This is a genomic window from Bdellovibrio sp. SBM16, from assembly GCF_056175625.1.
Genome location: NZ_JBJKJG010000012.1, coordinates 108147 through 133077 on the forward strand (window position 1 = coordinate 108147; position 24931 = coordinate 133077).

A 24931-nucleotide genomic window follows, 5' to 3' on the forward strand; every position below is an offset into this window, starting at 1 on the left:
AAACACAAAAATCAGTATAAAGTCTAGAGCTTTTACTACTAGTGGCAGGAGTTACATTTTCGGTATGTAAAATAGGGGCAAATTTGGATTATAATGCAAATAAAGTGAGTTTTAAGTCTAAACCTTGATTGTTAAAAGCTTCGCTTTGTTTAATTTTTAACTGTGAAAACGGCAGTTTCCACTGTGGCGGATGCACCACAACAACCGCTGTTAACCCCGGAATACGCTCTAGCGCCAGCAGCACGTCCTCGGCATCAGTATTTTTCAATCGCTCCCCGTACGGAGGGTTGGCCATCACTACAACAGAGCGGCCATTTAGCGCAGATAAATCGGCTGTCTTTGAATTAGCATTGATAAAAGTAAACGCATTATCAACCCCTGGAAAATGCATTTTAAAAGCTTCGTAATTTTGCTTGGCTTTTTCTGCGGTTTTCGCTTCTAGCTCTATCCCCATAAACTGCGTCTTAAGTGGATTGGCGATTTTAAAATTCTTCTTCCAGGTTTCAGATTTAAGTAAACCCGGAAGGTTGTTAAAGCGTTCAAAATCAAATTTCGAAACCAGGTTAGGCTGAAAGAAACTGGCCGCTTCAAACAACAAAGTGCCCGAGCCGCAGAACGGATCCAAGATCGTTGCATTTGCATCCTGCGGCGAATATTTCACTTCACCTTCAAGAGCATTTTTTAAAAGAAAGTTATACATCTTGGCCGCAAGGGTTTCACGCATCGGCGCCTCACCCTGCACGACACGGTAGCCGCGTTTATGCAGGTGCTTACCTGAAGTATCCAGACTTAGCGTAACATGGTCTTTAAAAATACGGATATACAGCGAACATAAAGCATCATCTTGCTTTTTAACGGCATTTTTCAGGATTTTATGAGCCAATTCCTCAAGATTACTTTCGTGAAATAACCGCGATTTACCGGATTCGATATTTAAATTGAATTTCAGTTCACCGAGGTACTTTTTTAGATCGATTTTTTTGAGCTCTTTTTCGAACTGGTCAAAATACCGGGCTTCAAAGTGATGCACGCGCCACAGGACACGAATTGCAAGTTTTGAAAATAAATTAATCTGAAATCCAAGATGATTTTCGCACTCGATTTCGATACCGCCTAAGTCTTCATAGACAACTTCCGGGCGCGAACGTGTCGGTAATCCGTCAAGGTCAATTAACTGGTGCCAGAAACTTTCAAGCTCGTTTAACAGGTCTTTTTCTAATTGTGGCTGGCAGGAGATGAAAAATCGAGACCTCATTAAAATCTCCAGTAAAAATCAAAAAAGCCGTAGTAACCATCTCGCGGATCTAAGCGAAAATGTGTAATGTCGGTGGCATTGACTGAAACCTGCGCATGAAAACGATCATAAATCCAGACGTAAGATAAATAGCCACCCAGCGCTTTTTTCTCGAAGTTGTAGTTCGGGCCGATCAGCACTCTATCCCAATCTGAACGGATCAGTTCGTAACCGGTCTGAAATGAGCTAGAACCTAAGGCCTTGATCGCGGCTGCGTCTTTGGCGCCTTCCCATTTGACTAAACCAAGGCTTAAGAAGGTGTGCGAAATCAATGCGTCGGATGAGGTCGAATCCCACCACATATTTAAATTCAGGGTCGCCTCTTCTTCTTTTTTTAAATCGACATAACTTAAACCTGCTGCCAAGGTGGTTGCATCAGAATTCCAGAAGCGCGCTTTAAAGTTGGCATTCGGGCGGTCGATCAAATTACCCGGGGCAAACGTTCCCACGGTAAGCCACTCTTTAACACCGTAGAACATATTACCGATATAGTTCACCAAAAACTCGTGTTTATACAGTGTCTGCGCTGTTTCACCGATTGAAATACCTTGGTAAAACAGAGGCCGGTACTTCGATGAGATATTCAGTTCACTTTTTTTGACGATCAGATCCGTTGTGCCGATAAACTCTTCATTGTAAGTCGACATATCCAGTTTTTTAATGATATCGCCTTTTTGAATCAGATACTTTCTCGATTGGCGTAAAAGCTTTAATTTTAGCTCGTAGTGGCCGTATTTGATCGTTTTAACGTTTTGTAATTCAACAAAAGCAAAAACCCCGATTTTAGAGTTTTGCGAGATGATCGGTAAAATCTCTCCGACTTCCCACATATTGGTTTCGCTGCTCGCTAAGAGATACTGTTCGTCAATAAAACCGCTAATCACTGCTCCACGCGAATACAAAAACTGAGCCTGCACAGTGGGTACAAACAAGAAGAAAAATAAAAATGCTGAAATTAAACTGTTAATTTTTGAGGATGCAAACTTAAACATATAATTGAAATTATCAGGGCTAAAATTCCCACTCCAAAAGCAAAGGCCAATCCGAACGTGTCTGTCATATAACCTACACCTAAATGCATGGCCACTACAGAGAAACTTTGAAAACTCATCGCGTAAGACACCACCGTACGGCTTAAATCTTTAGAAATTTCTGAAATATACGATACACACAGCGGGTAATATGGCGCCATGGTAAGCCCGCTTAATGCCAGAAAAAACGGATGCCATTTAAGCCCAATAGATAGACAAATCAATGAGCCGACCAGACAACCATACAGCTGTGCTTTTAACGAAAACGGCAAATGAATAAATGCAAATGATACCCGCCCGATCAGCAAGAAAAGAAAGAACAAAGTCACGTATCCAGCTGACTGAGTCAGATCCATCGCAAAGTAGGTGCGCATATACAGTGCTAATCGGGTTGAAATCAAAATTTCAGCAACCACATAAAAAGCAAAAAAAACACACACAAAAGCCAGTGCGCGCTTTGACAGTCGCTCTTTTGCAGCCGTGTCGTCGGTGACAACCGGCGCATGCACTATGAATTCGGGATTTGGCCTGATAAAGATCTGAACCGCCAGAGTAATAAGACTTACTACCGCCACAACATAAAAAGCCGCACTCCAGTGACCGAAAGCTTTAGTCGTTGAAGCCGCCAGCATCGGGGCAAAAAAACTTGATAAGCCGTAAAAGCCATGTAGACCGGAAAGAGCGCGTGAGCGCAATCTCGTTTCGACTCCTTCTGACACGAGCAAATTCTGGGCTACCGCCATAAAACCGATGGCTAAGCCTAAGAGCAGGCTTCCTGCGATCATCCAGCTAAAGTTTACGGAAAAGCCGGTGACCGCTAATCCCACGGCCATTAACAACACCCCAGCTGATAATAACGACGAGATGGTATGGCGGCGCAAGAAAGCCGGCGACACCACCCCAGCGATAAACGCACCGGTTGACGAGATCGCGAATAACCACGACCCCAAGGTATTAGACAACTGAAACTGATTCAAAATTTCGGGGAAGAGAGTTCCCCGGATATTATCGGCTAGGCCCAGCGTAAATAAACTCGCAAATGCGAAGATCAGGGCCCATTGAGACTGTTTAATTTTTGCCGCCATTGCTTAAGGCTATCTCCTCTTTGAGGATTTGAAAAGTACTAAGAATAGATCGGCGGTTAACGGTTCCTTCAAACTTGAACAGTTCACCAAAGTTGCACAACAGGTTGATATCTGATTTTTCAGGAATACGGCCGTTGTATACTAAGAAAATAAAAGCCTCTTGCAAAAAGTCGTCTTTGCTGTGGGAAAGTTTGCACACATTATACCATTTATCCCAGTCTTTTAATTTTACCGCTACATCCGGCTTTTTTACATAATCTGCAACGAAGTTTTTAAAGCGCGGGTAAGCGGCGCGAATTTCTTCAGGACCGACCTCACCATAACTTCCTTTATTATCGTAAATTGTCAGCAACGAATCAATAAACATAGCTAACAGCGAAAACTGACGGATATCTGCAGTTTCAACACGGCCGACGGTATCAGCTTTTAAGCGGGCTACACTCATTAGCTCTGTGTAAAAGCCTAAGTACTCTTGTTCGTTTAACGAGGTAACGTAGTTACCGAAAAGATAGATGTGCGAGAAAAAACGCTTAGCATGAATGCGGACATTTTTTAAAAAACACTTTTCCTCAAACCAAGGGTTACCGAACACATCAATTTGGCCCGGGATCGAACAGCCGGATGCGATCATTACTTTATTCACATCATCTGAAAGCTCAGCCCCACCGCCTAACAGCATGTTTACAAACTGCTGTAATTCCAGGTAGTGCAGTTGATTATCGCCATTACCTGCATAAGTGAATAAATCTGCCTGAGTAAAGTTGTCAGCGCCATTATCCGTCGCACGCGGATCAAAAAGTTTAAGTTCGATCGCAAATTCTTTAAAATCGTTGTACCACTTAACGAAATCTGCCTTAAGCATGCGGCTGTTCGGGCTATAAAGGTTTAAGCTCGGATCGACTTGCCCCCAGCCAAGCAACAACTCGCGCGCCAGCATTTTTACATAATGCGAACGACTGACGTCACTCCAGCTGACTTCAGCGGTACTCTGCGACGCTGCCACGACGTATTTTTTATGACGGTATAATATTGGAAGCTTTGCCAAAGCTTCCTGGCGCAGTTCTTCAACACCAAGAGCAATTTCTTTTGTTAAAGCCTGATCCAGTTTATTCACCTGAATTAACTTACTTATCGCCGGCGTAAAATTATATGCTTTGATCTGAGCCTGAAGAGCATTCGGCATCAGAAAAGTTTTTGCACCGAAATTCAGGCTGTTGATCATGTCCTGATAGGCTTTATAGATATGATATTCGCGCTTGATTTTTCTGAAGTTGACCGGGCGTAATGATTCAAGGCTTACCGGATCGATATTTTTTTGATCATTAAAAATACGGATAATAGCCGTTTTATAAAAACGCTGAAACGTCTCTTCTTTAATTTCTACCGGGATAATCTGTGCCTTTAAAACTTCGTTGATGATTGGATCCAGGTATTTAACCGGTAACTGATGTGTCTTTTTGTACTGCAGCGAATTTTCAAACGCGGTGATGATTCGTCCGGTAAAATCCAGTACACGGTTTAACTGGTTTTTGTCGCCGATTTCAAATTTCATCCCGGTATAAAGGGCCTCGGCGTAAAGTGCCGATACATCGACGAAATTATCAATCGATAGAATATACTCAGCTTCAGTCTTTAACGGTTCTTTTCCGGCAAGCAGGTTAACCACGTTCTCAACCAGGTTCAAAAGCTGCTGATCTTCTTGTTTTTCAACGATATTAAGACTGATCGTAAGTTGCTTTACATCTTCGAAGTTATATTCCGCACGCGGGATTTTAGAAGCCGTTAACAAAGTTTTAAGCGAGCTGCGTAACTGAGAAAAAGCCAAGTTAAGCGTTTTTTGATCAAACGGTCCATTTTCTTTTTTAAACGAAAAAACTTTAATGTACGGTGAAAGCTTTTTGATTTCGACCTGCAGAATTTTCAGATAATCTTTAAGCAACTCTAATTCGGGCTTAGTGATTTCGTTTTCTACCCCACCCAACAACGCTTTTTTAAGAACTAACAGGTTATCAGTTGCCTGTTGCGAAATCTCGGCGTCTTTAAAGAAGGTATCAAAAATAATAAATAATTCGCCGCTGGTAAAAGCATTGGGATTAGCCCGGCCTTCAGCGCGGTTTTTAAATTGATCGAGGGTACTGTACAGACAGGCAAACGATTCGTCGATATCCTGTTCGCTAGCCTGTGACTCGATTAGTTTTTTGAAATCAGCCTGAACATTTTTAACACACTCTAGATCTGAAGTTTTAATCTCAACAATTTTTGGCGGCTGTGGTTTGCCTTTTAAAAACTGATCACAGCCTGTCAGACATAACAACAAGCCGATCAGAACAGAAATTTTACTACTTTTAGAAATCATAAGACGCCCCCACCCAGACCTGATCCAGATTACGGTAATTTGATACCGTAGTTGCTTCGTCACTGGTTTCAACCAGGAACAGATCAAGTGTTATTTTCCAGGGCCCTTTTATATCAAAAATGTTCTGCCATTTTAAGGTTTTGAGTAAATTTTTCTCAGCCTCGCGCCACTGTAAGCTCGATATGAGTTTTAACCATCCGTTGACCTCTGAATCGTAGGCTAGCGAAACCTGATAAGCGCTCTGATAAAGGTATTTCTGGGTCAGCGGCTGCCGATCAGGGTTTGCATCCGGTCCGATTTCAGTGACCTCACCGCCCTCGATAAACAGCCCGGCCAATTCAAATGCAATAGGCTCTGTCTTATAACCGATATAAGGCATTACCGTAGTATTGGCTTTGATCACCGGCGAATTGTAATTGGTGGAAAAATCCGGCGTCTCCGGGTCATTATAAAGGGCCGAAGCACCTACGTACAGTTTTTGCCAGTGCTTGGCTAAGTCAAAACTGGTGAGTTTTTCATAGTATGTTTTCGGTTCAACATCGACGCGCACCCGGTTAGTAACCAAAATCCCCTTATAACCTAAGGCAAACTGATTCGAAGGCTTATAAGTTCCGGCCAAAGTTGCCTTTAAGCCGTCAAATTCGTAACCAAACATTAAACCAAAGCCAGCTTGTTCAACAACCTCAGCAATCTCTGGCTCCATTAAGTTGTAATCAATCGGCAGCACTACGTTTTGAAAAATAATATTCTGTGGTGGAGGGGTAAAGTACGGGTTACTCGAGACAAACTGACCGTCTTTTACTTCGTAGGCCGGGCCCTGGTCAGGAATAAAAAATGGTGTCCCGAATAAACCTAAATTCCAGTGGCCAAATGTTTTTTCATAAAACACACCGACTAATCCCTGACTTTCAACATCTAGTGGATTCCAGCGAAACTGTGGCTGATAAGATCCCAGATTCCACTTTTCATCACCCGCCGACCAGGTTTTAAGTCGGCGGCCGATATGCAAAGCGGCCGTAGTATCGATCTGGTTGGTGAAATAAATTTCTTTAAGATTGAAGTAACTCAAAACTGAATTTGTCGGAGTGTATTTTCCGACCAAATTAATTTTAAAAAGATCATTATCTGCATTTTCAGATTTAATTTCAGCACCGATAAAAGTAAAACTATTATCCTGGTAACTGGCGTAATCTTCACTGATAAAGTGTAAACCTGAAATACCTAATTCGCTGGTAATTTCAGCGCGCCCTTGACCGGCCAAACACACCCCTAATACAAGTAAAAACAATTTGTTCATCATCTAAACAGTCATGCCTTAAAACTCAGAGCATTTCAAAGCTAAAATCATAGACAGAAGGCCGTTTTTGTAATTACATGATGATATGAAGATTTTGGTGATTCGCTTTTCGAGCATTGGAGACTTAACTCAAAGTTTAAGCATACCTGCGCTTTTAAAAGAAGAATACCCACAGGCCGAGGTGCATTTTTTGACCCGCTCAGATTTTACGCTACTCCTGAACAATAATCCGCAGATCAAAAAGGTTTGGGCTATTGACCGCAAAAAGGGCTTTGCTGAAATCTTTCGCCTAAGCCAAGAGCTGCGCAAAGAAAACTTCGACCTCATTTACGATGCCCACAACAATTTACGTTCGTTCTTTATCCGCCATTTAGTTTCGGCTAAAACCAAAGTAGTAAAACCGATGTCACGGTTCAAACGCTTTTTACTGATTAAGTTTAAAATAAATCTTTTTGAAAAGCCGTTTTCAGGCCAGCGTGATCTTTTAAAACCACTGGAAAAAATAGGCATTAAGTTTCGCCTGCCAAAGCCACCGCTGATTTTTTTTGATACCGCAACCGAAGATAAAATTACGCAATTACTGAGCAGGCATGAACTATCGCGATATATCGTCATCGTACCTTCCGCAGCCTACGCACTAAAGCGTTGGCCCATGACCCACTGGAAAAAATTAGTCGAAGCAAACAGTGATAAAAAAATTGTCGTACTTGCGGGGCCTGGCGATACCTTCACGGCTGAATTAGAACAGTACCCGAATATCATTAATCTTACCGGTAAAACCAGTTTGCTTGAATCGGCTGCAGTGATTAATCGCGCCCAGGCGATCGTAACTAACGACACCGGTATGCTGCACTTTTCTGAACAGCTTGGCAAAAAAACCATTGCGCTAATGGGGCCGGCACCGTTTGGTTTTCCCTCGCGTCCGAGCACAGTGATCATGGAGAAAAACCTGTACTGCCGCCCGTGTAGTAAACATGGCCAGGGGCCTTGCGTAAATCCGAACTTTCAACAGTGCATGGTAGATTTAACGCCTACTATGGTCCAAGAGCATTTAGAAAGATTATGGCTATGATTATTTATAATCTGCTGTATCGCCTTTTACGTTTTGTGCTTTTTTTAAGTTCGCCTTTTTTGGGTAAAAAAACCAAAGCCTGGATCGCTTTGCGCCGCAATCAGGAAATCTTTAAAACAAAAATCGATACAGACGCAGTTAGAATCTGGATTCATGCATCGAGCGGCGAAATTGAATATGCCAAAAGCCTAATCCGTGATTTTAAAAAAGTTTACCCGCAAAGCCAGATCTTTGTTTCGTACTCGTCACTTTCGGCCACTTCGTTATTTAGAAACATCACTGAAGAAGTCACAGCGTTTTTTCCGCTTAACTGGGATACGACAGCTGATAACGCGAAATTATTAGACTTTATCAAACCTCGGATTTTGATCTTTGCCCGTACCGATTTCTGGCCAAACCTGATTGCGCAGGCAAAAAAAAGAAAAATAAAGCTGGCGGCCATTGCAACTAACCCGAAAAAAACGGCGGTTAATGCTACTTTACTAAAATTTACCTGCGAGGGTTTTGATTTTATCAGCTGTGTTGAAGAACATCAGGTCAGTTTTATTCAGGCTGCATTACCAAAGACCGAAGTTCGTTATATTCCTGATACCCGCTTTGACCAGGTGTTTTTCCGTCTGGGGCAGAATTCATTAATACAGCTTGATACTGATAAAAAAATTATAACCTTCGGTTCGACCTGGCCCAAGGATGACGAGGTTCTAAAACAAGTCGGCGATAAACTTATAGCCAAAGGCTATGCCATCATCTGGGCCCCACACGAAGTAAAGCATGCTGAAAGCCTCGCTGCAGAGCTAAAAAAACTTTTACCGGCCCGAAAAATCGTAAAGCTTGCAGATTACTGTCCCCCAATGGAATTTGATATTTTAATCGTAGACCGAATCGGTGTACTGGCTGATTTTTACCGCTATTCTAAATTAAGTTTTGTCGGCGGCTCATTTGTTGCGCGCGTACACTCCGTAATGGAACCTTTGTGTGCCGGCAATTTTGTGATTGTCGGCCCCCACTATCTGAATAATCCGGAAGCCATTGCCTTTAAAAAAATGAAATTGGTTCAAACCGTGACCAATAGCCATGAATTTTTATCCGCTGTACAGTACTTTGAAGACAACAAAGATCAGCTCAAAGAATTAAAAATTCGCACGGAAAGCAAGCAAGGCGGAAGTCACAAAACTATGCAAGCGATTGCAGAAATCTTAAAGTCCTGATCCCGTACCAACTGATCTTTTCACCATCAATCAGCACGCCGTTAAACCCCAAAGCCTGCAATTCAGAAAAATATTTGGCAAACGGAAACGGCTCCGAAGAAAAAATACAAAATGTTTTTTTTAATTCTTCATCAGAAATCTGCGGATATTTTGTTTCGGCTGGCACTAACCTGATACCGAATAATTGTAAAACATCACCGATAAAAGTATCTGGCGATACACGCATAAAAGGCTTTTTCCAGATCACATAGCTAAAAGCAGATGAAACATTATCCACAGGAAGGGTGCCTGCAAGAACACACTGGCCAAACTGCGAAAGTGAAAAAACAGGTAAATTCAAATACGCATCCCCCCAGGCTTTAAGATTGGCGTTTTGTAAAAGCTCAGATAATTTAATTAGCTCGTCGGCGCAGCTTTTCAGATTCACGACATGCGTCGCATAACAAGATAGCCCACGTTCAAGGCACATTTGATACATCTCTTGATTGTTTTCTTCTCGATCAAACAGAACAAGATCAGGTTTTAACTTAACGATGTCATCGATAGAGTTAATGTGCTTGGTACCTCCGACTTCGGGAAGCCCTTTAACTGCGTTTTCAGGGTGAATACAAAAGCGCGTACGTGCCACCACTTCCACTCCGGCAGTGATTAAGGTTTCAGTCCATGAGGGTACAAAACTTACGACGCGCATCGTAGGAAGGATAACATATCCACCATTGGCGGAATAGCTCAAAAAACAGCATTGTGTCACGAGCTGTATTGTGTAGAATGAGCTCCTTATGAAAGATTTTACAGCAATTCGTACTCGCCCCCAAGAAGCGCCTTTAAAAAAAGGTGATGTTTTAGTTTTATTCGGTGAACTATTCAACCGTGGTTATGCCAATGGTTTAGTAGAAGAAGCTGAAGCGCATGGTTTAACCGTTGTTCGCGCAACCGTAGGCCGCCGTGATGAAAATAACAACCTACGAGCTTTAACCGAAGAAGAATCTAAAAATATTCCTCAGCCGTTCATCAACGTGCCGTTAGAAGCGGGCTTTGATATGGAACCGGATAACAAAGGTGTATCACCAAACGATTACCTTAAAGGCTTAAAATTAAGCGACTGGCAAAACACCCCGTTAACTGAAACGTCGTTACAAGAATCGCTGGCTAAAGGCCGCGAACGTTTTAAAAAACAAACGGCGACTTTTATCTCTGAATTAGAAAATATTATTCTACCGAAACTGCAGGCCGGAAACCATGTGCACTTTGCACACTTAATGGCTGGCGGCGTTCCGCGTACGAAAATTGTTTTACCGTTAATGAATCGTGTCTTTAAAGGTACCGGCGATCGTTATTTAGCTTCTAAAGACTTCTGGGAAAGCCAGATCGGCCGTTTTTTACAGCTAAACTTTCATGTTGTAACTGCTGAAACTTTTGATGTGTTAGTTGAGCAATCAACAGCATTACGTGACAAGCTTAAAAGCAAAGGTGTTTCAACATCGTATGTGGCCTATGGCTATCATGGTACTGAAGTCATCATTAACAACGAATACCGCTGGCAATCTTATGCTCCGTACATCCAGGGCTGGGCAAAATGCGATTTAGAAAACTACTCGAAAAAATGGTTTTCTAAAGAAGTACAAACCTGCGTTTACAACTGTCCGGAGATTTTAACTAACTCAAGTTCAATCTTCCAAGGTGTGGAAATTGCGTTATACAATCTGGTGCGTTCATTAAAGCGTGAACAACCAAACCACCCGATCACAAAAAAGATGGAAGCCGACTGTGCCCAAGTCCTAAAAGAACCACAAATGCTGCAACAAATTTTTGCTAAAGTCGATGAGTTCATGACCTGGTCTGAAAACCACGGCACTAGCCACTTTCCAACCTGGCCTCAGCATTCAACCAAAGAACAGTTAGAAAAGATGTTAAATCTTTCGGACGAAATCTTAGGTATGCACAAAGATGAAAAACAGCTGATGAGTGCGGTTTTAAGCGAAATTATTTTTAAATCGTGCGGCTACATCATGCTACACGATGCCTATAAACCAAAAAATCCGGTAGCGTGGATCGGCCACGATGCCGTGAGCTTTTGTTTACCTAACGCGTAATTTTTTATGGCAAAGAAGTTAGCTGTCACAGGCGGGCCTTCCGGCGGTAAAACAACGCTGATTGAAGTGTTAAAAAAAGAGTTTGGTGCAAAAATCAAAGTGGCTCCCGAGGCCGCTTCGATTTTATATAAGGGCGGCTTTCCGCGTATTAAAAACTATGCGGGTTACTTTCATGCCCAGCTTGCGATTATCTCTACTCTTCGCCACATTGAAGAACTGATGATTGAAAGCCACCCGGACTGCCTGATTGTCTGCGACCGCGGATCGCTAGATTCACTCGCCTACTGGCCGGATAGCGAAGAACATTTTTTTAAAAACATTAATTCTACCCGTCAGGCCGAACTTGCCAGATATGACTGGGTCCTGCATTTGGACACAGCTACTGAAAGCGATTACGACACCTCTAACCCGATTCGCACCGAATCCTTTCATGAGGCCTTGCTGCTAAATGAAAAAGTGCGTTCAAGCTGGGATGGACATCCACACCGCCAGGTTATTACGGCAGAGAATGATTTTTTCGGTAAAATGAAAAAGGCGACTGATATCGTAGCCGATATATTGGCGCAGATGGAATTATCCAAAAAATCTAATCGTTAATACGCACGCGCAATTTACCATCGCGCTTCTTTTATTTGCTGAGAATAATCCAGTCAGCGCGTTTACCGTATAGATCTGACGGCGCAATCTGAGCTTGAATTTCTTCCTCAGTCAGACCTTCAGTGTAGACCTGTGAAATAGTTTTAATATCGACCGTCAGACGGCAGCTCAGGCCTTCCAAACGTGCACGTAAACGGTCAGGCAATCCTCCGCCGTAAGCCACATGAAATTCACCGACCACGATCACATAGACATAATCAGGATTTTTTTCGACGAAATTGAGCGCTTGCCACGCCATCGTATCATCCCAGACTGACTGGGCGGCAAAGTAGTTAGCAAATTTTTCCGGTGGCATATGCCCACCCATAGCGTCGTTAAAACGGCGCTTATAATTTTCATTACCTAATTCAAAATTTGGCGGCATCAGCAACTGTTGCTCTGGCGTAAGCGAGCTTAAGCCACTTTTAGAAATCTGGCTGGTCACTGCACGCGGCATATTGATGCCAAAGCCCTCATCCCCGAATAACAGCTGCGGCCCGTACAGGTTAAAGTCGTTTGAGCCCCATTTGATGGCGGTCTTAAACTCCTCTTCACTGAGTTCCCCTTTACGAAAGCTCGAAATTAAAGCGGCATCTGTATAACTGAAGAACTCCATACCTACAGCGACTTTAAAGCCACGGGCCCGTAAAGCCTGTAAAATGCTCATTTGCTGGTCATGTACTGGCTTAAGCCCATGCATTTCACCAATCACCAGGATATTGCCCGGTTGAATTTGCTCTATAACCTTATTTAATTCGATTTGAGAGCCAGATTCGCCTTCGAAAACTTGGGCAGAAATGCTTAAAGGAAGAACCAGCGAAATAATGACCACAAAGAGTGTATTTAATGACATATTGGATTTATATTCCATTGACTCCTAGGGGTAAATCTTTTTATATAGACCTTCGTTATTTTTAATTGGAGCACAACATGGCAAAAAAATCTGGTCGCATTATCGTTACTTTAGAGTGTACTGAAGCAAAAGCTGCAGGCAAACCAGTATCTCGTTATACAACGACTAAAAACAAAACTAAGACACCTGGTCGTTTAGAAAAGAAAAAATACAATCCAAACATGCAAAAACACACTGTTCACAGAGAAACTAAGTAATTAACTACGGTTATTACTTGCGGTCTTTCGAACAGACAAAAAATTTTAGCATCTCTGGAAAAAGGGCTCATCAAACTGAGCCCTTTTCATATTTATGCGCTATCGAATGCATAAACTTTAAATGCATAAACTCAAATTGCATAATTGAAGCGAAGTGTTGCCCAGACTTACCATAGACTCACCGTCACCTTAGGTATAGTTTTATACCATGAGCAATTTAAATCAATTTTTAGAAACTATGTGGGTCGATTACTGCAAGATGAACCCGCAGGCCGCCCTGATCTACCAAGCATTTACCAAACAGAACAAACATGTCTTAAACGATCACATCGCTTTACGAACTTTCAACCACCCGAAACTTGGTATCAAGTCTTTAGCTAAACACTTTGAAAAATACGGCTACAAAGACTGCGGCGAATACTTCTTTAAAGAAAAAAAATTATACGCTAAACACTACGAACACCAGACAAATCCTGATATGCCAAAAATCTTTATCTCTGAACTTGAGTTAGAGAAAATGCCAGAGTTCGTACAAAAAACAATCAACCAGATCGTTGAGCTTATTCCGCAGAATAAAATTGATTCAGAAGATTTCATTTACAGCGGTACACACTGGCCAATCGAGCATTCTGTTTACCAAAAGCTAGCGGAAGTGAGCGAATATGCCTCTTGGGTTTACGCTTGGGGTTTCAGACCTAACCACTTCACGGTAAGCATTAACCATCTAGACCAGTTCAACAACATCCAAGACTTGAATGTTTTCGTTAAAGGCTTAGGTGTTAAATTAAATGCATCCGGTGGTGAGATTAAAGGTACTCCGGAAGAACTTCTAGAGCAAAGCTCTACGATGGCCAACGAAGAACCGGTTCAGTTTAAAGAAGGCTCTTTTAAAATCCCTGCTTGTTATTATGAATTTGCCAAACGTTACCCGCTAGCAAACGGCAAGCTGTATCAGGGGTTTATCGCCAAATCGGCGGATAAAATTTTTGAAAGTACAAATAAGCAGTCATAATACGACGTTTGCATCACTAGGCGATCTTTTTAATGATCTCGTGCAGGGTTTCCTGATCGTTGTCTTTACTTGTCCAGTAAGGCTGCGCCTGTAAAAATATTTTTACCAGCTGAGCATCAAACTGCGAACCGCCGCAGCGTTTTAGCTCGGCAAAAGCAATTTCCGGCGGAAGCCCTTTACGGTAGACGCGGTTTTCAGTCATTGCATCGAAGGTATCAACGACTAAAATAATTCTGGCAAATAACGAAATCTCATCACCGACTTTTTTATCAGGATAACCTTCACCATCAATGCGTTCATGGTGACCACGAATTCCAGGCAATAGTTGCGAGAAAAACGGATTCGTCGCCAATGGCTTTACGATAGCTTCTGAAAGCGTAGAGTGGTTGCGCATAATATCTAGTTCTTTAGGATCAAGACGACCAGGCTTTAGCAGAATTTCTTTCTCAACGCCGATTTTGCCGATGTCATGCAAAAGCCCTGAGAATTCGGCAACCTTTTGCTCGTATTCATTTAGCCCCATATCGCGCGCTAGTTTTCTGGAATATTCTCCGACCCGGAGGCAATGCTCATAAGTCGACGGCTCAACGGCTTTTAGACATTCAAGAAGACCTCTGACAGAATCATAGGCCCAAACAGGTATATTACCCCATATGAGTTTAACCGACATTCATTCCCCCGTAGAAATATGTCTCCAGTTAAGTTTCGGTAAATATCGAACTGGACTTGAGTCGGTCTTAAATCAATCTCATACTGAAACAATGAAAACTATGGGTTTAAATTTATCACTTTTGACAGTGTTCACAATTTTTTCACTTTCTGCGCAGGCCGCTGAAACCTTCACGGTAAAAAAAACCAAGGGCCGCCAAGCTGTCATTGAAAGTTCAACGCCGTTAATCGAAGGCGAAACTTATATTATCCAAACCAGCAAACAATCAGGCTTAATCAGTGAAGATGTCACTTACCCCCGATCAAACCGCTCCCGCGAAAATTCGTTCTCAGCTGCGATTAACTCTTCGTTTTTTAAAGCGGATAATCTGCAAGAGCACCAGATCGAAGTTGAAGGCCGTTACGGCTGGAACTTTGGTGATTACGAGTTAGGTCCGTTACTACATATCGGGCTTTTAGATGAAGGTGCTGGCTTTAATACCGATTTGTTTGTCGGCGGTTATTTTGATTACAACCTCGTACCTAACGTAAACCGTGAAGATATGGTCTATGGCTTAACCGCCCAGGGCTACGGAGGTAACCGAGAATTCACCAATGGTGCAAGCTCGCAGGTCTTTGCCATGGGCGCCGGTGGATTTCTATCTTGGTATCTGATGGGATCGACAACAGCGTTAAGATTCGAAGGCTTGGTGCAATCAAAAAAGATCGCCACCAGCACAACCTCAGCCAGCGCCATCGGCTTTGTCGGCAACATGATCTTTGCCTTTTATTACTAACGCGGTGGATTTCAAAAAGTAACGGCCTACCCCAAAAAAAAAGCCAGGTCGTTGACCTGGCTTTTCATTCTAGCATTTAGCTAACGATTACCATTGGATATCGTCAGTTGTCATACCAGCTTCTTCAATAGCACCTTTGTACATACCTTTGATGAATTCTTTAGCTTGGTCAGGCTTTAAACCTAAAGTCGCAGCAGAACGGTTTGTTAGATCACGAGCTTTTTCTTCAGCATCAGCACCACCGTTACGGAAAGCATTTACAGCTGATAAGGCTTCAGAGAATTTAACACCGAAAACTGTTTTAAAAGTTTTATCCATATCACCAGTCGTTACTTTACCACGCTCAGCACCCATTACAGCCCAAGAGTTTAATGCAGAAGCAACCGCGATCGCTTTAGAGTTAGAAAGTTTGTATTCTTTCTTAAGTTTTTCAGCACCGGCTTTGATTAACTTTTGGTTAGCTTCAGAAGAGATAGCTTTAGAGTTAGTGTCAGTCGCTTTTTTAGCGCCTTTATTGTTGATTGCTTGACCGTAGTTAGAATTACTAGTGTTAGCTGAGTACAATACACCGTTGTCACCGAACCAGTAAGTTCCACCAGAAACGTTCTCCCAGAAAGCACCAGTAGTTCCTACACCGATAGTCGTTCCACCGATATAACCAGCAAAGCTAGAGATATGTGCAGAGTATTGGAAAACACCTAAATCGTTATACACGTTAGCGTTACCAGCTGAATCGAAGGTAACATACCATAAGTCATCCGAACCATAACCGTATTGATCGTAATCAGGGTCAGATGAAACTGTGATACGCTGGCCAGTAGCACGTGAGAACGTACAACCTGGAGTCGGCTCAGACGATGAACGGCAAGCATCACCGTATACTGTTTCATATGGATATTTTAAGATATCACCAGAATCATCTGGATTAGGATTGTATGTGCCTGGAGAGCTACCGCCACCACCGCCACCGCATGACGATAATAACGCAACACCTGCTACTAGAATTAAAGCACTAAGCTTTGAAGATAATTTCATTGTTTTCCCCCGTATGGTTTTTTTGGTTTTTGAGTACGGGAGATTACTTTACAAATACGATACCAACTTTTTTGACACCAGTTTTCTAATAGGTAAGACTTCATCAGGGTTTACGAACTGACACAGCTAACACGCGATGAAAAAATTGCATGACTGATTGAAAGTCATGCAATTTTCGCCTCAGGCCTAATTTAATTAGTATTAGTACGTTAACTGAACTCGTAAAAATTTATCACCGCAGTAGAAATCTAAGGCATAACCACCGGCTCCTAAGTAAAGCGGTGCATCCTGAGCACGACACCCCTGTGGCGTTTGTAAGTGTAATCTTGCCGGAGCCAAGATCTGCTCAACTTTACCGTTTTTATCAAAAACCGGGGTAATCATTTTGACACCAGCGCTGATCGCCGTTCCTTCAACGTTAAATAGCGCTGGAAACTTGTCGCCCGATTTACGATTGGTGATAGTTACCGGGAACTGTAAATTTACCGTTAAATCATCACCCATAAAAGTGTATTTATTTAACGATGTTTGTGCCACTGATCCGCCTTTAAAATCGTGGTACTCAATATCGCTGTTCGTGATTAAGAACACACCTTGGGACTTTTTGCCCATGTACGCCGAACGCACCAATAATGGCGCATCGTAGATTGTCGTCACGGATTCAAGTAACCGGTCGTACATTTTATTGTTCGTAAAATCGATTGCCGTTACACGTTGTTTTTTATGTGCATCTAAACCGAACCAGAAAGTTCCGCGAAACTCATCACTTGATTGGCTTAAATTTAAGACCTTATCAACTTTTGTATCCAATAAGTTACGGTAATTTTTTGCCGCACTTAAGTTTTCTAAAACTTTCTCAGAAGTTACTTTTAAGTTCTGGATATAGGCTAAAGAAAACTGGTACAGGTACGAAGGTTTAATTTCAGTACCTAAGTTTTTAGCGATCAACACCGGCAATACTCCCGTCTGAACCTGTTTTAATGACGGTTGGATGATGTCGACAATGCGCGAATCTTTCGGCGGCTGGATTTCATCAAGCTTATAGTCTTTATCTAAATAATAAAGACGAATGTCGGTCTGACCCATATTAGGCTTTGCATCTTCATCTGTTTGCCATAAATCAGTGACATCCCACTTTTTCACAACCGGTTTACCCGTGATAACCCACGCCGGACGAAGTTCATTTCCCACTTTTAACCAGTTATAAGAAACCGGCATCACGGCACGCTCATCATAGAACGACACTTGCTTTTTAAGATTTAAATTTGCATCTAGAATATAAAAGTGAAGCGTGTAATCACCGTTATTGTAACGGCCGCCGCGCTCTTTATACTCCTGGATCACCACCACATACTCAGACTTACCGTCACCGTCGATATCCATTCGGATACGCTGGGCCGGAATGGTGTTTTTAATATCGCCGGAAAAGTCTAGAGTTTTAACCGCTTCAAAGGTGTAGCCGTTAGCCGCGTGTCTGACCAGTTGCACATCGAAATTCTTTTCACCTTGCTTTAAGGCGATATAATCCCGCGCTTCTAATTTGCCGTCGTAAACTTCATCAACTAAAAACAGCTTCATACCGCGACCCATTTGGCCGGTGATCGGAATAGCGGTCAAATCAGCACCGACCGCATCTTTAGTTAATTTAGTCTGGATAACAGCGCGGGTTTCAAAAGCTAAACCTTTTTCGCCAGCAATCGTTGGACTGACCAGAAACGCCAAATCACTGGCTACCTGTGAAAGCGCCGTATCATCACTGTCGGTGATTTCAAGCTTTACCGCCACCAGACGCTCTTCGCCCATTTCCCACGTGGCATCGCCCTCATGTAATAATTCAGAAGATACCACCGTTGGGTAATAACGTGATTTATTTTTAGATACTATATCTAACTGCACGTCATTAGCGTTAACATCGGCCCAGAAATTTTTAACCGCGAACTCAAAAGACAGCTCACGCGTTTTTCTATCCCAGGCAATCACTTGCACGTCTTTATTAGCCGATAAGATTAACGGCTTAGCCTTAACATTCATCGAAGCTCGGGCATCAACCAGACCCGCTAACGTAAAACGCTCGTATGATTTACCAGGTAAAACCGGGGTTCCTTTGGTTTGCACCGGTCCGACCAGCACCGGCAGTTCCGGGCTAGTTTTGCGCGCGCCTAAAATTAAACGCGGGTAGATTTCTTGCGAAGGAACACCTCGCGATAACATATCAGCAACAATACCGGCAACAAGTGGTGTTGCCTGTGAAGTGCCGTTTAAGATATCGACACCGATAAATCCCGGCAAACGGATCGATCTGTGGGACATCGGAATCGTAGAAACTAAACCGGTGCCCGGAGCGGCGATATCAACACCATAACCGTAGTTCGAAAAATGCGCCATGGCACCGTCTGGACGTGAAGCGCCCACACAGATAACACCGGCGTATTGGCACGGACGAAGTAAACTTGTTGTCGAATCATTACCCGCAGCAGCCAACACGATAATTCCACGCGCCTGAGCTTCAGCGACTGCTTCTTTTAAGATCTGTGCATCATTTTGTTCAGGCCAGCCGATCGACATAGTAATGATATCGGCCCCGGCATTCATCGCATAGATAATTCCCCGCGCTGTGCGTTCTGCATTTTCAACTAAACCAAGCTTCATGCCGTTACGCCCGTCTTCGCTCGGTGATAAATCAATGCTAAACGGCTTTACCGGCTCATTCGGCGCTTCGGCAATAACCTGTACCGGTATGATTTCTACCTGATCAGTGACCGAGGCCACCAGGCCTGCCACGTGTGTACCGTGACCCATGGTATCGACCACATCCGGTGTACCGATCACGTTTTGCACCGGCGTTGGTTCACCGAAGATCGACCAGCCATTACAATCAGCCGGATAGCCGTTACCGTCTTCATCTGTCGCCAGATATTTTTCGGTACATGAATTTACGGTTTCGTTTTCATCCTTTAAACAGGATTCAAACTTTTTATAATTAACACATTCTTTCTCATTTCGGGCGATCCGGTTTTTTAAATACGGGTGTTCGACATCTACCCCGGTATCAAGCACAGCTACCTTGATCTTTTTTAACTTAAGCGGTGAAGCCACCGGCGGAAGTAAGCGTAAATCCTCACCGGCCCGCGCCTGTAAACGGTAAGTCTGCAGCGGATCCAAATCGAAAAGCTGGGCCACACCCGTGTTTTTTATAGCCCACGATTTTGAAATAATATTCTTATACTCAGTCTGTGCGGCCGCTAAATAAGGGATTAAAAGCGCCGCTAAAGTAATTTGTTTTAAGTTAATCATTGGAAACTCCCTTGCGTACGGTCTAATTCAATAGGAATGATTTTGGTTTTCTCTGCAAATACGCTGATTAAACCGTTTGAATACGGATGTTTTTTCGCAGGCTCACCTAAAATATTAGATACCGAGAATGCCTCATCTGCGTTCTCATCACCTTTTCTAAAACCAGTGATCTCAATAAAGTATAAGTAGTTCTCTTTGCCTAAGGCTTTTAATAACATCGGCAGTGGAACGTTTTCTTCCAGTAAGTAAATTAACTCAGTTAAAATACGGTTTCTTTCACGTAGATCACTGCGCGCATACTCACGTGATAATTTAATTAAATCATCAACCCAGCTTTCTAAACACTCGTATTTAGTGCCTTTGTACCACGTGGTCGTGCTTTGCTGAGCATTGTGACGATCGTTATTGTTATTGCGACGTTCGGCATTTTCTTTACACTGCTCCATGTAGTTAGCTCGGCCTTTAGCCTCGTCACCACCACCAATGATCGTCATTAGATTATTAAACACCGCTTTATCCTCTGGGCGTGCCTTGCGGTCTTTGCCTTCAAAAACTTTCGAAAAGAAGCGATCCAGAAAGTTTTGTTTATCGATTTGAATACCCGTCGTCTCCGGGTTTAATAGCCAGGCCTTGATCTTATCCATACCACTTGGAAGTAATGATAAATTCTCGGTAATACGGAAAAAGTCGATCTTTTTTACCTGGGCAAAGCGTACATCCGGAACTAACTCTTTCGTCTGAAAGTCTGTGCCGGCAAATTCAGGAGTATCAAGTTTTGCCCGTAGTGCACCTAAGATTTTATCTAAGTCTTTTTTCTTTAATGACCAGCCCCCCCACACGTTTTGTAATACGGCAACGGTAGGCAGTGCTCCCTGACGGTCTTGCGTAAGTTCAGTATCGGTGCGCACGATATGCCATTGCGCTTTTCCAAACGGCATTTGCGACGGGTTCTGTGACTCCTGGGCTAAAATCAACGACCAATCACCGGCAATTTTTTCCAGTCCGTAGTCAACCACGCTTAAACCAAAACCTAAGACGTCTTTACCGGTAAGTTTACCTTTACGGTAGGTTACAACTTCGATCGGTTTATTATCCACCTGACCAGAACCCGGGTTTGTCACCTCGGGCTTATAGATTTTAAGTAAATGCTCTTCGGTCAGTTTGGTTTTTCGCCACCATAAGAATTTGGTTTTAACCTCTTTGGTTTTTAGATCATGGTCGATTTCAAAAACCTGTTTTCTGAAGTTTTTCTCTAATTGATCTTTGCTGGACTGAAAAATCAGGGCACGTAAGGCACCGGTCATTTTATCAGAGAACCCTTTTTGCGATTTGTATCGTTTGGCAAGTTCCGGGTTTTCATTGAAATAAGTATCAATCGCGACTGCTGGATCTTCTTCTTTAGCGATCGCTTCTTTTTTGACCTCTTCTAAAGCCGCATCAACCTGCGTGATAAAATCAGTGTTTGAATTGAGGATATAAGCATCCGTCTTTAAATCAGTAATTGTTGTATCGTGCTTTACTTTAAGTAAGTTTATAAAGTAATTAACATCTAACGTGATGTTAAAGGCCTTAGAGTTCTGTTTGCGGATAAAAATCTGAAAACCACCTTCAGTTTTGGTGATCTGAGTCTGGCGTAAGATCACAGAGTTCGCGCCGGCTGATAATCCAAGTGACGGCACCGTCTGGGCGGTAAAACCGATTAACGCATCTAAGGCATACTGATAGCCAACCTGGCCGCCGCCACCGAATGATTCAGTGATGGTAAAGACTTCGCCGTTTTTAAAATTAGCAAAAAAGTCTGCAAGCTTACCATCTTTTAACGGTGAAGCGATTTTATGTAAACGTGAGGGAACGTAAAGATCAAGCGGGTTAATCACTTTTCCCGCATCCTTCATTGATTGCAGTGGAACCACATGTGTGAAATCACGCATGTAATTTATGCTTCCGCCCAATAATGTATTAATACCGCTGAAATCTTCAATCGCACGGAAAATTCCGGCACTTGCGCGGATATTCACGTTATCAACCATTTGAACCGCGGCTTGTGAACCATAGAAAGTTCCGGTGGTCACAATTCGAGAAGCTCCGAAGTTAACACCATACATTTGACCATCGGCATAACCGACCGGCGAAAATTTACCGTCCGGGCGCATTCTCCAGCCCGTCAATTTTGAATTGGTGATCTCGGTTCTTTGTAATTTAAGTTTTTCATGCAGTTTAGTGATGGCCGCAGTGATCGCCGACGCCTGTGCTTTTACATTCATGTACCTTAAGAAATCACCTCTTTCAAAAGGCGACTGACGTTCACCGTGGGTGAATCGCTGCGGGTATCCGGGGATATATTCGGTCGTGATACGGCCATCGACAACCAAACCATCGTTTGAAGTGTATTTTGCACTTGGGATCGTTGCCTGCATCATGTTTTTGGCTTCTTTATCAAAAAACCAGTTCATCATGTTTTGCGCGCGGTACATGATTGCGGCTTTGGCTAATTGATTTAAGCTTGGCGGAAACTGCGCGGCCTGAACAATTTCTTCCCAGTCCTGATCAGTTAATTGAGCTACACGGCGTAACATCCACTTAACGTCGGATTCGCCGGTTTGCGTGAAATAATCACTAAACGCGTAATTAATAAAAGCCCAGCCATCACGGATTAATACTGACTCAGGAGCTACACGCCCTAAACTCTCCTGCACATCACCGATCACAAATGGCACTAACAAGGCACGAAACTGACGGTTTGAAGCAAAGTACGGGATCGAGTCAACCGATGCCGGAGTTAAACCATCAAATAATGACGGGATTTCGTTATCCATTTTTTCTAAGTAAGCACCATGCACATATAAAGAATTGCCGCCGGCGTCTGATAAAAATTCACGTTTATCGGTTTCTGATTTAAACGGAGCAATAGATAAACAGTCGATTGAAACTGCGTCCGGACCTTCTTCACAAAACGCCCGTTTAACGAATAAGTCTTTTTCTTCTTTATTAGCGAAGTTTACTTTGATTTTTTTGTAGTGCTTTGGCGATTGCTGGAAATAGCCTAGTTTACGTAGTAATGCCGACTTTAATAATGAGGCATGAACCTGTAGGCCTAAAGTTAAACCAAAACGCTCAGACTTACCGTTAGAGGGTTTAACGATAATAGTGTAAAACCCAAGCTCGCGGTTTGCCCCTAAATAAGAATCAATAGTCACACCCGTCTCGGCGTCGGGCATTTCAGCGTGTACCTGGAGATCAACGGCCGGGTATTTTCTGTTCTGCCAGTATTTGTCTTCAACTGGCTGAAGTCTAGACAAGTCGGCACCTGTGTCATTCATTCGGGCCAAATCCGCAATACTTAATTGTTTACCTGTAGGTGAAACCAAGTTCATGGCCGGTTTAGTGAATGTTTTTAAGGGGATACGAACGATACCTTCATGAGCAAACGCTGCTGATGAAACCAAGAAGGCCGCTAACACAGTCTGAATTTTGAAATTCATAGATCACCTCGATAGAACTAGATAGAGCTAACGAGGGGCCAAGATTGTGTCTCAGATTGAGAATCGGTAAACGCCGAGGAAGCTAAGCTGGTCTACTCAACTACAGAAAGAAAATCTCATTCTGATTTAAAGTTTTGAACAGCGGTTTTTCTTTGTAATGAATTAATAAATCCTTAAGTAAATTATCGCGCTTATTGATCATCAGCTGCTGGTCTTCATTATCAAAATCATGACCTAAAAAGCTAAACACCATAAGACCGTTTTGGGTTGAAACCACGCCGGCTAAATTTAAAGTCGGCACATCGTAAAGACGACCGGTTTTAAGAACAACAGATTTGTTGATGACTAAATCAGTTTCGTAAGTACCGCGGTCTAATCCTGCGGTTAATAAAATATAGCCCAAATCAAGCGAAGCTTGATCAGCGACAAGCTTGATAAAATGCATAACTTTTAAAATCGCAAAACAGGTGGCCTTGTTATCCACGCGCTCACCGTTGATGGTGACCGGAAGGCCTGAGCCGGTTTTCATAATGAGTGAATCTAAGCCTAACCCAAGTTTTTCATTCTGAAACTTGCGAAAGCCCGCTTCACCGCCCAACAGGGCAAACAATGCATCTGACATGTAGTTATTTGAATTTAGGTTAATTTCTTTTAGGTAGCGAAATAACGATGTTGACTGAATTTTTAATTGCGTAGCACTGGCAAAGGCGGCCTGCGCCTGGCCGCTATTGTCGATAATCACATTTTGTACCGAGAATGAGTTCGGGATGTCGATCGTCTTACCCTGCAAAGCGAAGTACTCGGTGACGTTTGCGCGCGCTGTTTGCGTCTGCCCGCCCCAGTTTGCCGAATTAAAAATTAATTTTAAGTTATCAACCGACTGGTTAAGACTGACCGGAATCTGGTCCATTTCGATATGCGGGTTGTTTAGCACTGACAGATAAACACGAGTGCTTTTTGCGATATACAAGTTTCTGATCCGAGCAACGCCGTGGCGCTTTAGCTGCGAAAGTGTGTATAGCACTTTTTCAATATTAAAAACCGGATCGTAATTAGAATTTAAAAAAGCGTCGATCGTGCCATCGGCGTTTTTGCGTAAACGCCAGTCATGGGTAAATTTGTAATCCGTGCCCAAGCGGCTAAGCGCAAATGCAGATAAAAAAACTTTAGAAACCGAAGCCGACGGATAAAGTCTATGATCACGGTAACCTGAATAATTATGCTTGCCATCCAGGGAAGATTCACAGTAACTGACCGTTGGGTCATTGCTATACAGTAGCTTACGGGCCGGCTTGGCCGTATCTGGCTTGATCTGAATAAGTTCTTCTTTTTTAGGTGTATAAACTGCAGTTGGTTCGCTGGCAGAATGAGAAGACGGCGAACAAGCTGAAAGAACGGCCAAAATAAGACTTAAAAGCAATGATTTTTTAAACATCGCTATGAGTTTTACCGCCTGGCGAAACCTCCTTTCAAGGGCTAAG

19 protein-coding genes are annotated in these 24931 nt (G+C 42.9%); 7 read left to right on the forward strand and 12 right to left on the reverse strand.

The window, feature by feature from the left end:
• Positions 1-88 precede the first annotated feature (88 nt).
• From AC04MM_RS13505 to AC04MM_RS13525, 5 genes are read right to left on the reverse strand one after another with little or no spacing between them, the layout of a single operon-like run.
• The gene (locus AC04MM_RS13505; protein WP_475380903.1) at positions 89-1255 is read right to left on the reverse strand and encodes an N-6 DNA methylase; all 1167 of its coding nucleotides are present in this window, start codon (positions 1253-1255) and stop codon (positions 89-91) included.
• A complete protein-coding gene (locus AC04MM_RS13510; RefSeq protein WP_475380904.1) occupies positions 1255-2286 on the reverse strand; it encodes a hypothetical protein in 1032 nt (343 codons plus the stop codon). Before AC04MM_RS13510 ends, AC04MM_RS13505 begins: the two co-directional genes overlap by 1 nt.
• On the reverse strand, positions 2250-3410 hold the full coding sequence (locus tag AC04MM_RS13515) for an MFS transporter (protein ID WP_475380905.1): 1161 nt from the start codon (positions 3408-3410) through the stop codon (positions 2250-2252). Before AC04MM_RS13515 ends, AC04MM_RS13510 begins: the two co-directional genes overlap by 37 nt.
• Positions 3394-5766 (reverse strand): hypothetical protein, encoded by a 2373-nt coding sequence (locus tag AC04MM_RS13520; protein WP_475380906.1) that lies wholly within the window; start codon positions 5764-5766, stop codon positions 3394-3396. Before AC04MM_RS13520 ends, AC04MM_RS13515 begins: the two co-directional genes overlap by 17 nt.
• On the reverse strand, positions 5756-7066 hold the full coding sequence (locus tag AC04MM_RS13525; protein ID WP_475380907.1) for a hypothetical protein: 1311 nt from the start codon (positions 7064-7066) through the stop codon (positions 5756-5758). Before AC04MM_RS13525 ends, AC04MM_RS13520 begins: the two co-directional genes overlap by 11 nt.
• An 82-nt stretch (positions 7067-7148) precedes the next feature.
• On the opposite strand from AC04MM_RS13525, the gene AC04MM_RS13530 reads away from it, so the two are divergent.
• Both AC04MM_RS13530 and AC04MM_RS13535 read left to right on the forward strand, forming a co-directional pair.
• The gene (locus AC04MM_RS13530) at positions 7149-8135 is read left to right on the forward strand and encodes a glycosyltransferase family 9 protein (protein ID WP_475380908.1); all 987 of its coding nucleotides are present in this window, start codon (positions 7149-7151) and stop codon (positions 8133-8135) included.
• Complete coding sequence (locus tag AC04MM_RS13535) at positions 8126-9343, forward strand: 3-deoxy-D-manno-octulosonic acid transferase (protein ID WP_475380909.1); 1218 nt, start codon at positions 8126-8128, stop codon at positions 9341-9343. The genes AC04MM_RS13530 and AC04MM_RS13535 overlap by 10 nt, the downstream gene beginning before the upstream one ends.
• Here the strand turns inward: AC04MM_RS13535 and AC04MM_RS13540 are convergent.
• A complete protein-coding gene (locus tag AC04MM_RS13540) occupies positions 9309-10034 on the reverse strand; it encodes an ABC transporter substrate-binding protein (RefSeq protein ID WP_475380910.1) in 726 nt (241 codons plus the stop codon). The genes AC04MM_RS13535 and AC04MM_RS13540 overlap by 35 nt on opposite strands.
• 88 nt (positions 10035-10122) lie before the next feature.
• Between AC04MM_RS13540 and AC04MM_RS13545 the strand changes: the two genes are divergently transcribed.
• Both AC04MM_RS13545 and AC04MM_RS13550 read left to right on the forward strand, forming a co-directional pair.
• Entirely contained in the window at positions 10123-11436 is a 1314-nt protein-coding gene (locus AC04MM_RS13545) for an enoyl ACP reductase FabMG family protein (protein WP_475380911.1), read from the forward strand.
• Between the two features lie 6 nt (positions 11437-11442).
• Positions 11443-12033 (forward strand): ATP/GTP-binding protein, encoded by a 591-nt coding sequence (locus tag AC04MM_RS13550; RefSeq protein ID WP_475380912.1) that lies wholly within the window; start codon positions 11443-11445, stop codon positions 12031-12033.
• A gap of 31 nt (positions 12034-12064) precedes the next feature.
• Here AC04MM_RS13550 and AC04MM_RS13555 read toward each other — a convergent pair whose 3' ends face one another.
• Complete coding sequence (locus AC04MM_RS13555) at positions 12065-12925, reverse strand: ChaN family lipoprotein (RefSeq protein WP_475380913.1); 861 nt, start codon at positions 12923-12925, stop codon at positions 12065-12067.
• Between the two features lie 77 nt (positions 12926-13002).
• Here AC04MM_RS13555 and rpmG point away from each other — a divergent pair, with 77 nt between their 5' ends.
• Positions 13003-13182 carry a 50S ribosomal protein L33 gene (rpmG, locus tag AC04MM_RS13560; protein WP_409480253.1) on the forward strand — a complete coding sequence of 60 codons (180 nt, stop codon included), beginning with the start codon at positions 13003-13005 and terminating at the stop codon, positions 13180-13182.
• A gap of 208 nt (positions 13183-13390) precedes the next feature.
• Positions 13391-14194 (forward strand): 2-oxoadipate dioxygenase/decarboxylase family protein, encoded by an 804-nt coding sequence (locus tag AC04MM_RS13565; protein ID WP_475380914.1) that lies wholly within the window; start codon positions 13391-13393, stop codon positions 14192-14194.
• Positions 14195-14210: 16 nt separating this feature from the next.
• Here AC04MM_RS13565 and AC04MM_RS13570 read toward each other — a convergent pair whose 3' ends face one another.
• Positions 14211-14864, reverse strand: a complete 654-nt coding sequence (locus AC04MM_RS13570; protein WP_475380915.1) for an HD-GYP domain-containing protein — start codon at positions 14862-14864, stop codon at positions 14211-14213.
• Positions 14865-14955: 91 nt separating this feature from the next.
• On the opposite strand from AC04MM_RS13570, the gene AC04MM_RS13575 reads away from it, so the two are divergent.
• Positions 14956-15639, forward strand: coding sequence for a hypothetical protein (locus AC04MM_RS13575; RefSeq protein ID WP_475380916.1), 684 nt, complete (start codon positions 14956-14958; stop codon positions 15637-15639).
• Between the two features lie 87 nt (positions 15640-15726).
• Here AC04MM_RS13575 and AC04MM_RS13580 read toward each other — a convergent pair whose 3' ends face one another.
• The 4 genes from AC04MM_RS13580 to AC04MM_RS13595 all read right to left on the reverse strand — a co-directional run bounded on the left by AC04MM_RS13580 (position 15727) and on the right by AC04MM_RS13595 (position 24885).
• Positions 15727-16674, reverse strand: a complete 948-nt coding sequence (locus tag AC04MM_RS13580) for a hypothetical protein (protein ID WP_475380917.1) — start codon at positions 16672-16674, stop codon at positions 15727-15729.
• Positions 16675-16875: 201 nt separating this feature from the next.
• Positions 16876-19968: a S8 family serine peptidase gene (locus AC04MM_RS13585; protein WP_475380918.1), complete on the reverse strand. Its 3093-nt coding sequence runs from the start codon at positions 19966-19968 to the stop codon at positions 16876-16878.
• Positions 19965-23450 carry a hypothetical protein gene (locus AC04MM_RS13590; RefSeq protein ID WP_475380919.1) on the reverse strand — a complete coding sequence of 1162 codons (3486 nt, stop codon included), beginning with the start codon at positions 23448-23450 and terminating at the stop codon, positions 19965-19967. Before AC04MM_RS13590 ends, AC04MM_RS13585 begins: the two co-directional genes overlap by 4 nt.
• Positions 23451-23550: 100 nt before the next feature.
• On the reverse strand, positions 23551-24885 hold the full coding sequence (locus AC04MM_RS13595; RefSeq protein WP_475380920.1) for a D-alanyl-D-alanine carboxypeptidase: 1335 nt from the start codon (positions 24883-24885) through the stop codon (positions 23551-23553).
• Positions 24886-24931: the final 46 nt, after the last annotated feature.